At 71.1% G+C, this 12,370-nt stretch carries 10 protein-coding genes; 4 read left to right on the top strand and 6 right to left on the bottom strand.

What is annotated here, in order from left to right; genetic code table 11:
- The first annotated feature begins 105 nt into the window (after positions 1-105).
- On the top strand, positions 106-2,004 hold the full coding sequence (locus K4G59_RS11345; protein WP_231251173.1) for a SigE family RNA polymerase sigma factor: 1,899 nt from the start codon (positions 106-108) through the stop codon (positions 2,002-2,004).
- A 45-nt stretch (positions 2,005-2,049) separates the two neighbouring features.
- Positions 2,050-2,907: a hypothetical protein gene (locus tag K4G59_RS11340; RefSeq protein ID WP_231251172.1), complete on the top strand. Its 858-nt coding sequence runs from the start codon at positions 2,050-2,052 to the stop codon at positions 2,905-2,907.
- 211 nt (positions 2,908-3,118) lie between these two features.
- Here K4G59_RS11340 and sucD read toward each other — a convergent pair whose 3' ends face one another.
- Positions 3,119-4,000: a succinate--CoA ligase subunit alpha gene (gene sucD, locus K4G59_RS11335; RefSeq protein WP_231251171.1), complete on the bottom strand. Its 882-nt coding sequence runs from the start codon at positions 3,998-4,000 to the stop codon at positions 3,119-3,121.
- 21 nt (positions 4,001-4,021) lie between these two features.
- On the bottom strand, positions 4,022-5,191 hold the full coding sequence (sucC, locus tag K4G59_RS11330) for an ADP-forming succinate--CoA ligase subunit beta (RefSeq protein WP_231251170.1): 1,170 nt from the start codon (positions 5,189-5,191) through the stop codon (positions 4,022-4,024).
- Positions 5,192-5,318: 127 nt separating this feature from the next.
- On the opposite strand from sucC, the gene K4G59_RS11325 reads away from it, so the two are divergent.
- Positions 5,319-6,641: a cryptochrome/photolyase family protein gene (locus K4G59_RS11325; protein WP_231251169.1), complete on the top strand. Its 1,323-nt coding sequence runs from the start codon at positions 5,319-5,321 to the stop codon at positions 6,639-6,641.
- A gap of 279 nt (positions 6,642-6,920) precedes the next feature.
- Positions 6,921-7,616 (top strand): M23 family metallopeptidase, encoded by a 696-nt coding sequence (locus K4G59_RS20505; RefSeq protein WP_231251168.1) that lies wholly within the window; start codon positions 6,921-6,923, stop codon positions 7,614-7,616.
- An 80-nt stretch (positions 7,617-7,696) separates the two neighbouring features.
- On the opposite strand, the gene pcrA is transcribed toward K4G59_RS20505, so the two are convergent.
- The 4 genes from pcrA to K4G59_RS11300 are packed head-to-tail and all read right to left on the bottom strand — an operon-like array spanning position 7,697 to position 12,367.
- Complete coding sequence (gene pcrA / locus K4G59_RS11315; RefSeq protein WP_231251167.1) at positions 7,697-10,063, bottom strand: DNA helicase PcrA; 2,367 nt, start codon at positions 10,061-10,063, stop codon at positions 7,697-7,699.
- Positions 10,064-10,121: 58 nt separating this feature from the next.
- Positions 10,122-10,475, bottom strand: a complete 354-nt coding sequence (locus K4G59_RS11310) for a hypothetical protein (RefSeq protein WP_231251166.1) — start codon at positions 10,473-10,475, stop codon at positions 10,122-10,124.
- A gap of 25 nt (positions 10,476-10,500) precedes the next feature.
- Positions 10,501-10,944: a universal stress protein gene (locus K4G59_RS11305; RefSeq protein WP_231251165.1), complete on the bottom strand. Its 444-nt coding sequence runs from the start codon at positions 10,942-10,944 to the stop codon at positions 10,501-10,503.
- A 1-nt stretch (position 10,945) separates the two neighbouring features.
- Entirely contained in the window at positions 10,946-12,367 is a 1,422-nt protein-coding gene (locus K4G59_RS11300; protein WP_231251164.1) for an APC family permease, read from the bottom strand.
- Positions 12,368-12,370 lie beyond the last annotated feature (3 nt).

Here is a 12,370-nt window from a genome sequence, read left to right as displayed (position 1 = left end):
CCGGGCCGCGGTGATGATCGTGCTCCCACGCCGCCCCCGGAGATCCCCCACGGGATCAGCAGAGGATGTGCGCGCCGTGGTCGGCTCCCGTACCGTGGAGCGGTCATGAGGAGCCCCGAGACGTTCGACGCCTACTACGTCGAGACCCGCACCCGACTCCTGCACGAGGCCTACGCGCTCACCGGTGACGCGCCTGCCGCACGTGCAGCCGTCCGGGACGCCTTCGTCGTGGCCTGGCACCACTGGCGCAAGGTCGCGCTCCTCGACGACCGCGACGCCTACGTCCGCCCGATCGCCCTGCGCCGGGCGCGCCGGCGCCACACCGCGCGCATCTGGCACCGCGACAAGTCGCTCGACCCCGATGCCCGCAGCACCCTGGACGCCCTGTCGAAGCTGACCGCGCGCCAACGCGAGCTCCTCGTGCTCAACGGCCTCTCCGCCCTCTCCCTCGCCGACCTCGCCCGCGAGGTCGGCCTGCCGCGTGGCGACGCCGAGCGCGAGCTGCAGACGGCGACCGCGCAGTTCGCGCTGCACCGCGACGCGCCGACCACGGAGGTGTCGCGCCTGCTGCACGACCTCGCCGCGCCGCTGGAGGAGATCCGCTGGCCGCGCGCGACCGCGGTCCGCCGATCGGGCTCGGCGCGACGGCGCACGCACACCGTCATCGGGGCAGGGCTGGCAACCGCGGCGCTCGTCGTGTCGGGGTCCCTCGTGGCGACCGGCGCAGGCGCCGAGGCGACCAGTCTCGACGAGGAGAAGGCCAGCGCCGGCGTCACCGTCCACGCCCCCGTGGACGACTCCGCGGGCGAGGAGATCATCGGCGAGTCCGCCCTGCTGTCGGCCCCCCAGATGTCGCGCTTCGGCGCCGGCCTGGACTGGGAGGAGACCGCGACCACCGACAACCTGTCCGGCGACGGGCTGCTGGCCCCGTGCCAGCGCGAGCGCTTCTCCGACCCCGACGGGGTCACCGCGCTGGCCCGCACGTGGGAGGGCTCGGCGACGCGCGTGGTCCGCCGCACCGTGGGCAAGGGCGAGGACCGGCGCACGAAGAAGCGCCGGGTCAGCCGCGTGGAGTCGACCGCCGTGCAGATGGTCGAGATGTCACGCGGACCGCGCCAGGCCGCGCGCGGCTTCGACACCGCGTCGCTGTGGTTCGCCGGGTGCGCGGACCCGCGCACGCAGCTGCTGTCCACGCGCACGGTCAAGCGGGTCGGCGACGAGGCCCGCACCTTCCGGCTCCGTTCGTGGGGCAAGCAGCCGGCCACGGTCACCGTGGGCGCCGCGCGCACCGGCAGCCTCGTGGTCACCCATGTCGTACGCAGCCAGGGGCGCGCCGCCTCGGACAAGGCCGTCCTCACCGGGCTGGCCGCCGCCGTGAACGCCGTGTGCGGGTCCGAGGGGGCCGGCACGTGCGCCGGCCGCGCCCGGGCCCGGGCCACGGGACCGCTCGACGTCGGTACGCCGCCCGGGCTGCTGTCGGTCGTCGACCTCCCGCCCGTGGCAGCCGTCCGTGGCCCGTGGGTCGGCACCGATCCGGAGAAGGCCCGCAACAACTACGCCGCCACCAGGTGCGACCGCACCACGTTCACCGGCAAGGGCATCCGTCGGGCCCTGACGCGCACCTTCCTCTTTCCCGAGACCCCCAACGCCTCGCAGCTCGGCCTCACCCAGACGGTCGGGAAGATGGAGCAGGCCCGCGCCCGCTCGTTCGTCGAGCAGGTCCGCACGCGGATCCGCGAGTGCGGCCGAGCCAACCTCGGCACCACCGTGACCCAGCTGGAGTCCTCGTCGTCGCAGGCCACCGACCTGAGCGTGTGGGCGCTGACGATCGAGCTCAACGACCGCCAGTCCTTCCCGTTCCTGATGGCAGTCGTGCGCGACGGCTCGGCGGTCTCCCAGCTCGGCTTCGCCCCGGACCGCAACATGACGATGTCGCGTCCTGACTTCATCGCCCTCGCCGGCAGGGTGCAGGAGCGCCTCGCCGCGCTCGACAACGCCGGCTGAGGTCCGCGACGCAACCTTTTGCCCTGCTCGAGTGTCTCAACGTGCATGAGGTTCCGCGCACCGCTCGTCACCGGGGCCGTCGCCTGCCTGCTGACGCTCGGCGGCTGCGGCGACCGGGGCCCGGTCGACGCCTCGATGACCGGCGGTGTCGACAGCGCCGCCGACGCGAGCGCCCGTGAGGCCTCGGTGAAGACCGGCACCGCGATCCCCGACGACTTCGCACTGTCCGCCGGCATGGGCGGGCCCTCCGACATCGTCGCGACCTCGCGCAGCGGCACCGGCCTGCGCGACCTGTCGCTGTGTGGGACCGAGCCCCTGCGCGGGCTCGGCCTGCGCGACCGGATGGTCGCGGACGACAGCGGCGGCGAGTCGGCCGACACGCGCGAGCTGGTGCTCCTGGGGACCCCCGAGCAGGCACAGGAGGTGGCGCGGTCCTTCACCGACCTGCCGGCGGAGTGCGACCCGCGCGACGGCGGCGACGCCGGCGTGGAGACCCTGACCGAGGTGCGGGAGTCACCCTTCGGAGCCGCCCCGGCCACCACGCTCGTGCAGAACTACGCCTTCGACGGGGCATCCGGCGGCGGCGCGACCGTCCTCCACGTCGTCCCGGTCGGCGCTGCGCTGCTGGTCACCTCGACCTACGGCCGGTGGCCGTCCGACGAGGGCGTCGCCTCCACGGTCGAGCCGCTGCGCGCCACCGTCGACGCGATGGTGATCTTCGAGGACGGGGCCACGCCGTCCGCCGGACCCGAGACGTCGACCCGGGTCGGTTCGGCCCGCCTGCTCGTCGCGACATACGGTGAGGGCTCGCTCGCATCGCTGGACGAGCAGGCCGACGGGGTCACGGGGACCACGGAAGAGATCCTTCCGGCGATGTGTGTGTTCACGAGAACGGGGTGCTAACAACCATGTCCATTCCATCCACGCTGGCCAGCTCGGCCTGCCCCACGCTGCCCTCCGCGCCGCGCCGCGCCGTCGCGCCCGTACGCCTGATCGGCGCACACGTGGTGTGGCGCGTGCTCTGGGAGGCCAAGCGACCTGCGCGCCACGAAAGCCAGACGGCCCCGCAGGTGGACCTGCGGAGCCGTCTGGAGGGTTCTGGCGCGAGCCTCGATCAGAGGTTCTGAAGGATCTCCCGCATCAGGGCCGCGGTCTCGGACGGCGTCTTGCCGACCTTGACCCCGGCGGCCTCGAGGGCCTCCTTCTTGGCCTGCGCGGTGCCCGAGGAGCCCGACACGATGGCGCCGGCGTGGCCCATGGTCTTGCCCTCCGGCGCGGTGAAGCCGGCGACGTAGCCGACGACCGGCTTGGTGACGTGGTCCTTGATGTAGGCCGCGGCCCGCTCCTCGGCGTCTCCGCCGATCTCGCCGATCATCACGATCGCCAAGGTGTCGGGGTCGTTCTCGAAGGCCTCGAGCGCGTCGATGTGGGTGGTGCCCACGATCGGGTCACCGCCGATGCCGATGGCGGTCGTGAAGCCGAAGTCCTTCAGCTCGAACATCATCTGGTAGGTCAGCGTGCCGGACTTCGAGACCAGGCCGACCGGCCCCTTGCCCGCGATCGTGTGCGGCGTGATGCCGGCCAGCGACTCCTCCGGCGTGATGATGCCCGGGCAGTTCGGGCCGATCATCCGGGTGGACCTGCCCTCGAGGTACTGCACGACCTCGGCGGTGTCGAGGACGGGCACACCCTCGGTGATGACCACGAGGAGCGGGATCTCGGCGTCGATGGCCTCGAAGCAGGCGTCCTTGGTGAACGCGGGCGGCACGAAGGCCACCGACACGTCGGCGCCGGTCTCCTTCATCGCCTCCTCGACGGTGCCGAAGACGGGCAGCTCCTTGCCGCCGAGCTCGACGGTCGTGCCGGCCTTGCGGGCGTTGACGCCGCCGACGATGTTCGCTCCCGACTCGACCATGAGGGTGGTGTGCTTGGCACCCATGCCGCCCGTCATGCCCTGGACGATGATCTTGGAGTCCTTGTTGAGGTAGATGCTCATGTGATTGTGTCCAGTTCTCTCTCAGGCCTGGTGGGCGAGCTCGGCGGCCTTGTCGGCCGCGCCGTCCATCGTGTCGACCTGGGTGACCAGCGGGTGGTTGAGCTCATCGAGGATGCGGCGACCCGCCTCGACGTTGTTGCCGTCGAGGCGCACGACGAGGGGCTTGGAGGCCTCGTCGCCGAGGATCTCCAGCGCGCCCTTGATGCCGTTGGCGACCTCGTCGCAGGCGGTGATGCCACCGAAGACGTTCACGAACACGCTCTTCACCTGCTCGTCGCCCAGGATCACGTCGAGGCCGTCGGCCATCACCTGGGCGTTGGCGCCGCCGCCGATGTCGAGGAAGTTGGCGGGCTTCACGCCGCCGTGCGCCTCGCCGGCGTAGGCGACGACGTCGAGGGTGCTCATCACGAGGCCCGCGCCGTTGCCGATGATGCCGACCTGGCCGTCGAGCTTGACGTAGTTGAGGCCCTTGTCCTTGGCCTTCGACTCCAGCGCGTCGGCCTCCTCGCGGATCTCGAACTGCGCGTGGTCGGGGTGGCGGACCTCGGAGGCGTTGTCGTCCAGCGACACCTTGCCGTCGAGGGCCTCGAGCTTGTCGCCCTCGAGGCGCGCCAGCGGGTTGACCTCGACGAGGGTGGCGTCCTCCTCGACGTAGACCTTCCACAGCGCCTGGACCATCTCGATGGCCTGGTCGCGCAGCTCGGCGGGGAACTTGGCCTCGTCGACGATCGCGGCGGCCTTCTCGGGGGTCACGCCCTCGAGCGCGTCGACGCGGATCTTCGCGACGGCGTCGGGGTTGGTCTTGGCGACCTCCTCGATCTCCACGCCGCCCTCGACCGAGGCGATGCACAGGTGCGAGCGGTTCGAGCGGTCGAGCAGGAAGGAGAAGTAGTACTCCTCGACCGGGGGCGTCGCCGGGACCACCAGGACCCGGTTGACGGTGAGGCCCTTGATCTCCATGCCCAGGATGTCGCGGGCGTAGGACTCGGCCTCGTCGGCGGTCTTGGCGATCTTCACGCCTCCCGCCTTGCCGCGTCCGCCGGCCTTGACCTGGGCCTTGACGACGGTGACGCCACCCATCTCCTCCGCGGCGGCGCGAGCAGCCTCGGGGGTGTCGGCGACCACACCCAGCGTGGTTGCGACTCCGTGCTTGGCGAAGAGCTCCTTCGCCTGAAATTCCATCAGGTCCACGAGGTGACCAGTCCTTTTCGTCTGCGAACAGTGGCGGGGTTTCCCTCTCGGCACCCTAGACCTCCTCACGGGGGTCGCACGAGGTCGGGTGAGCGTGGTGGTGGTCACCCCCGGCTACGTTGAGGCCATGTCCTCGGAGAAGTCGTCGGTGATGTGGTTCAGGCGCGACCTCAGGGTCCGGGACAACCCGGCCCTCCTCGCCGCACTCGAGGAGGGCACGGTCACGGCGCTGTTCGTGCTCGACCCGGCGCTGTGGAAGGGCGCCGGCCCCGCCCGCCGCGCCTGGCTGTCGGCCAACGTCCTCGCCCTCGCCGAACGCATCCCGCTGTCGGTCCACCTCGGCGACCCCCGCGAGGTGGTGCCGCGGGTGGCCGACGGCCGCCGGGTGCACGTCTGCGCCGAGACCACGCCCTACGGACGCCGCCGCGACGACGCGATCGGCTCGCAGGTCGACCTGGTCCCCACCGGCTCGCCGTACGCCGTGGGGCCGGGGCTGGTCCGCAACGGCAGCGGCGGCGCCTACCAGGTGTTCTCCGCCTTCGCCCGGGCCTGGCGCGAGCACGGGTGGCCGGAGCCGGCGCACACGCCCCGCTCCCCCGACCTGGCGCCGGCCGACTCCGACCAGCGCGCGCTCGACATGATGGAGGCGGCGGTTGCCGACGCGCCGTTCGACCTGCCCGGGGCCGGTGAGGACGCCGCGTGGCGCCGCTGGCGGGAGTTCCGCGACGGTGGGCTGGAGGACTACCCCACCGAGCGCGACCGCCCCGACCACGACGGCACCTCGCGCCTCTCGGCGTACCTCCACCTCGGCGTGCTGCACCCGCGCTCGCTCCTCGCCGACATCGACACCGGCTCGACCTGGGCCACCGAGATCGCCTGGCGCGAGTTCTACGCCGACGTCCTGTGGCACGAGCCCGCCTCGGCGTGGCACGACCTCAAGCCGACCCTGGAGGGCATGCGCTACGACGACCCCGAGGACGCGATCGAGGCCTGGCGCACCGGGACGACCGGCTACCCGATCGTCGACGCCGGGATGCGCCAGCTGCTCCACTCGGGGTGGATGCACAACCGGCTCCGGATGATCACCGCGTCCTTCCTCACCAAGGACCTGCACGTCTGGTGGCCCGTCGGCGCCCGACACTTCCTCGACCTGCTCATCGACGGCGACGTCGCGTCGAACAACCACGGCTGGCAGTGGGTGGCCGGCACCGGCACGGACGCCTCGCCCTACTTCCGGGTCTTCAACCCGATCACGCAGGGCCTCAAGTTCGACCCGCAGGGTGACTACGTACGCCGCTGGGTGCCCGAGCTGGCCCACCTTCCCGGCAAGGCCGCCCACGAGCCCTGGAAGTCCGACGTCGGCTACGAGCACGACTACCCCCGCCGCATCGTCGACCACGCGGACGAGCGCACGGAGGCGCTCGAGCGCTACCGGGCCGCGCGGGCCTGATTCCCGCGCGCGGGTGTCCGCATAGCGACCGTATGCGCGATTTCTCCATCTTTTTTCCGGGCATTGTCCGATCCCGTGATCTATCCGTTACAGTCGTGCGCGGTCTTGCCGACCCGACCCCCCTGACCCGGCAGATTGGTAAATACCCCTATGGGCAACCACCGAGCGGAGCGCGCTCCCCGGCGACGCACCTCGGCACCAGCCGCACCTGTGCACGGCAAGCGCCGTGCCGCAACGCCGCCGCGGCGGTCCCCTGTCCGGCTGCCGTCGCTGCCCCTCGTGGCCGGGGTCGCAGTCCTCGCGATCTCCGCAGGCGGCGCCGTCACCGCGTCCACCGCCGGCACGTCGGCCCTGGCAAGTGCCGGCTCCCGGGTCGAGGCGAGCGGCTCCATCGGCTCGGTGGCCGGCCAGACCATGTCGCGCCGCGGTGTGATCGTCAGCCGTGACGGCACCCGCCAAGCGAGCGAGGAGAGCGACCCCGAGCTGCTCGCCCTCGCCGAGAAGCAGATGACCGAGCGCGCTGCCAAGCTCGACGAGATGCGCGAGGCGGCCGAGGCTCAGGCGGCGAAGATCGAGGAGAACAAGTGGGTTCTCCCCCTCAACAGCTACGGCATCACCGCGACCTTCGGCCAGTACGGCCTCTGGGCCAGCTACCACACCGGCCTGGACTTCAACGCCAACTCCGGCGACCCGATCCTGTCGGTGGCCAACGGCACCGTCACCGAGACCGGCTACGACGGCGCCTACGGCAACAAGACCGTCGTCACCCTCGATGACGGCACCGAGATCTGGTACTGCCACCAGACCTCCATCTACGTCTCGGTGGGCGACCGGGTGAACGGCGGCGAGACCATCGGCACCGTCGGCGCGACCGGCAACGTCACCGGCTCCCACCTCCACCTCGAGGTGCGTCCCGGCGGTGGCGGTCCGGTCGACCCGTTCCAGGCCTTCGTCGAGCACGGCATCGTTCCGTGACCACCTGAGCCACGCAGCCGGGTCTCGATACGCCCGCTCGTCCCTCGCGGCCTGCTCGACCACTCAGCAGGTGACCGGGGCTACAGCTTCTCGACCGGCGCGTAGCGCAGCAGCAGGCGCTTGACGCCGTCGGAGCCGAAGTCGATCGAGGCGACCGACTTCTCCGCCACGCCGTCGACGGCCACGACGGTGCCCATGCCGAACGAGTCGTGCAGGACCCGGTCGCCCGGCGCCAGGCTGGGGATCTCGCGCGCCGGCTTGGCCTTGGCGGCGGCGTCGGCACGCAACGCGGCGGAGGAGAAGTTGCGCCGACCGGCCTCGGTGGGTGCGCCGAGGCGGGTGGAGCCGCCGGCGTGGTCGGCGCGGCCCCAGCGGGTCTGCTCGGCAGCCGTACGACGCCAGTCGACGAGGTCGACGGGCAGCTCGTCGAGGAACCGGCTGGCCGGGTTGTGGCTCGGGGCACCCCACGCGGAGCGGACGAGGGCCCGGGAGACGTAGAGGCGCTGCTGGGCGCGGGTGAGCCCGACGTAGGCCAGGCGGCGTTCCTCCTCCAGCTCGGGCTGGTCGCCCAGCGAGCGCTGGTGAGGGAAGACGCCGTCCTCCAGCCCGGTGAGGAACACGACCGGGAACTCCAGGCCCTTGGCGGTGTGGAGCGTCATCAGCGTGACGACGCCGGAGTCGTCACCGTCGGGCGAGTCGGGGATCTGGTCGGCGTCGGCGACCAGCGCGACGCGCTCGAGGAAGTCGCCGAGCCCGACCGCGACCGTGCCGGCCTCGACCTCGGCGGGGTCCGCGCTGGGGCCGGGCTGGGGGTCCTCGGCGAACTCGCGCGCGACCGCGACGAGCTCGGCGAGGTTCTCCACGCGCGTGTCGTCCTGGGGGTCGTCGCTGGCCTCGAGCTCGGCGAGGTAGCCCGAGCGCTCGAGCACCGACTCCAAGATGACGTCGGGGCGCTCGTCGGCCTCGACCATCGACTGGAGCTCCTGGATGATCGCGACGAAGGCCTCGATGTTCTTGAGGCTGCGGGTGGCCAGGCCGGGCGCCTCGGCGGCGCGGGTGAGAGCCTCCCAGAAGGTCGTCCGGTCGCGCTCGGCGAGCGCGGCGATGCAGGCCTCCGCACGGTCGCCGATGCCGCGCTTGGGGGTGTTGAGCACCCGTCGCAGGGAGATCTCGTCGGCGGTGTTGACCAGCACCCGGAGGTAGGCCAGCGCGTCGCGGACCTCCTTGCGCTCGTAGAAGCGGACCCCACCGACGACCTTGTAGGGCTGGCCGGTGCGGATGAACACCTCCTCGAAGACGCGCGACTGGGCGTTGGTGCGGTAGAAGACGGCCACGTCGGCAGGGCGGACCCCGGCGTCGTCGACGAGCGTGTCGATCTCCTGGCTGACGAAGCGGGCCTCGTCGTGCTCGTCGTCGGAGACGTAGCCGACGATGCGAGCGCCCTCCCCGGCATCGGTCCACAGCCGCTTGGGCTTGCGGCTGCGGTTGTTGCCGATCACCGCGTTGGCCGCGGACAGGATCGTCTGCGTGGAGCGGTAGTTCTGCTCCAGCAGGATCGTCGTGGCGTCGGGGAAGTCCTGCTCGAAGTCGAGGATGTTGCGGATGTCGGCGCCGCGGAAGGCGTAGATCGACTGGTCGGCATCGCCCACGACCATGAGCTCGCTGGGCTCGACCCGCTCCCCCGCGGCGTCCTCCTGCTCGAAGGACTGTCCGCACAGCTGCTGGATGAGGCTGTACTGGGCGTGGTTGGTGTCCTGGTACTCGTCCACCAGCACGTGGCGGAAGCGGCGGCGGTAGTTCTCCCGCACGTCGGGGAACGCCTGCAGCAGGTGGACCGTGGTCATGATCAGGTCATCGAAGTCGAGGGCGTTGGCGTCGCGCAGGCGGCGCTGGTAGTGGGTGTAGGCCTTGGCGTAGGCCTCCTCGAAGCTGTTGCGTGCCTCCTTGGTGACGTCCTCGGGGTCGCGCAGCTCGTTCTTCTGGTCCGAGACCCAGTTGAGCACGGCGTTGGGCTGGTAGCGCTTGGGGTCGAGCTCGAGGTCGCGCAGCACCAGGGTCATCAGGCGCTTGGAGTCCGCGGCGTCGTAGATGGAGAAGCTGGACTTGAAGCCGACGCGGTCGATCTCCTTGCGCAGGATCCGCACGCACGAGGAGTGGAAGGTCGAGACCCACATGATGCGGGCGCGGTTGCCCACCAGCTCCTGCACGCGCTCCTTCATCTCGGCCGCGGCCTTGTTGGTGAAGGTGATGGCCAGGATCGAGCCCGGGTGGGCCTTGCGCTCGTTGATCAGCCAGGCGATGCGGCGGGTCAGCACACGGGTCTTGCCCGAGCCCGCACCGGCGACCACGAGCAGCGGGGCGCCCGCATGGGTCACCGCCGCGCGCTGGGGGTCGTTGAGGCCCTCGAGGAGGGGGTGGTCGACGAGGGCGGCATCGGTAGGACTCATGACCGGCCAAGCCTATGCGGGAGGTGGGACAGCGGGAGGCCCCGCCCGCTCCTGTGGATCAGGCGTGGGTGGGCGACCAGAACACCGCGACCGCGATGTTGGCGACCGTGAGCGTGAGGAGCCCGAAGTAGAGCCCCTGCGGGATGCTCGGCTTGCGCATGTTGACCATCACCAGGACCAGGATCACCAGCCCGACGGCGAACTTCACGCCGATCTTGGCGTGGTCGGGCGAGCCGAGGCTCTCCAGGACGCCGACCAGGAGCAGGCCGGCGAGGAAGGCCGTCCCGCTGCCGTCGCGCATGAGGGAGTTGACGACCTTCGGCTCCGAGCGCAGCTGCACCAGCAGGCCACCGAGCAGGGCGGCGAAACCGAGGATGTGGACGAAGAGCAGCACCAGCCGCAGGGTCTCCATGGCGCGATCCTACGGCCGGCGTCGCCTACTTCTTGCTCCGGGGCGCGGGGCGTACGACGAGCACCGGGCAGGGCGCGTAGTGCTGCACGCGCTGCGCGGTGCTGCCCACCAGCACGCTGTCGCTCAGGCCCCGACCGCCCGCAGCCACGACGACCAGGCCGGCGTCGTACTGCTTGGCCGCCTTGATGATCTCGTTGGCCGCGGAGCCGCTGCGGATGCGCTTGTGGACCTTCGGCCCCCAGCCGTCGTAGACGGCGGCGATCGTGTCGACCGCGCTCCGGGCGGCGTCGCGGAACGAGCCGTCCAGCTTGCCCTCAGCGAGGTCGTCGGCGAAGGCCACCGAGGCCAGCGGACGGACGACGGCGACGACGGAGACGTCGGTGATCTTGGCCGGGTCGGCGAACGCCTTCAGCTGCCTGGCCGCGGCCAGCGACTGCCGCGAGCCGTCCGTGGCGACGATGACGTGCATCTCAGACCTCCGTCAGGTCGGGCGTCTTGGCGCCGGTGCCCCGGCTGCCGAAGAAGTACTCGGCGAGGAACAGGACCAGGCCGACCCCCAGCAGTCCGGCACACCAGATGAGGGAGTAGGGGTCGTCGTAGATCGTGAAGTAGAGGATCGCGAGGTTGCCCAGCAGCCCGACGAAGAGAAGCGGCGTGTTGGCCCGGAAGAACGGGTGGTCCTCGTCCTGGCCGCGCAGCTTCAGGCAGGCGACGATCACGATGGCGTAGATCGCGAGCAGCAGCACGACGGTGACGGTCGCCAGGCGGCCGACGAGGTCGATGCCGCCGCCGGCCTCCGTGACGAGCGTCCCGATGACCAGCAGCGAGGCCACGACGGCGCCGGAGAAGATCAGGCCGACCCACGGGCTGCGGCGGACCGGGTGGATCGTGGCGAAGACGCCCGGGACGACGTCCTCGCGAGCCATGCCGTAGAGCACGCGGGGCTGCGTCACGACCGTCACGAGCGTGGTGTTGGTGATCGCGATGAGCGCGATGACGGAGAAGAGCGTCGTCATGAGCTCGGTCGAGAACGGCAGGATGCCCTGCTTCACGACCTCGAGCAGCGCGGCGTCGGAGGTGGCCAGGGTCTCGGTCGGCACGGTGAGCGCGGCCGCCATCGACACCAGCACGTAGACGACGCCGGCCACGACCATGCCGCCGACCAGGGAGCGCGGGAAGGCCTTGTAGGGGTCGATGGTCTCCTCGGCGACGTTGGCGGTGTTCTCGAAGCCCGTCATGGCGAAGAACGAGAACGCGATGCCGGCCAGGACGGCGAGCGCGGGACTGCCGTAGTCGCCGCTCGTGTCGATCCGCGTGAGCACGCCGAAGTCGGCGCCGCCCTGCGCGATGTGGACGATGCCGATGATGAGCACGATCAGCAGTCCGGCGACCTCGACGAAGGTCATCAGCATGTTCATCCACACCGACTCGGTGATGCCGACGAAGTTGACCACGACGAGCAGCGCCACGAAGACGAGCGACACCAGGAGCGCCGGCGGAGCCGACCACAGCGTCTCGAAGTAGGAGGCGAAGCCGACGGCGAGCGAGCCCGACGCCGCCATGCTGGCGGCCAGGAACGAGACGGTGACCAAGAAGGTGAGCGGCCGGTTGCCGAAGGCCTTGTTGACGTAGAGCGAGGCGCCGGCTGCCTGCGGGTACTTGGTCACCAGCTCGGCGTACGCCGCACCGGTGATCGCCGCGACCGTCACGCCCAGCGCGAAGGCGATCCAGAACGCCCCGCCGACCGCTGCGGCCACGAGGCCGATGAGGACGTAGATGCCCGATCCGAGCACGTCGCCGAGCGTGTAGAAGAACAGCAACCGCCCGGTGATCGAACGCTTGAGCTCGCTGTCGTCCTGGTCAGGACGGGGAACGGTGGCGGAGTCGGCCACGGG

The sequence above is a fragment of the Nocardioides furvisabuli genome, assembly GCF_021083185.1.
GTDB lineage: Bacteria > Actinomycetota > Actinomycetes > Propionibacteriales > Nocardioidaceae > Nocardioides > Nocardioides furvisabuli.
The sequence above is the reverse complement of the archived record's forward strand: the minus strand, read 5'-3'. Positions and strand labels throughout refer to the sequence as shown.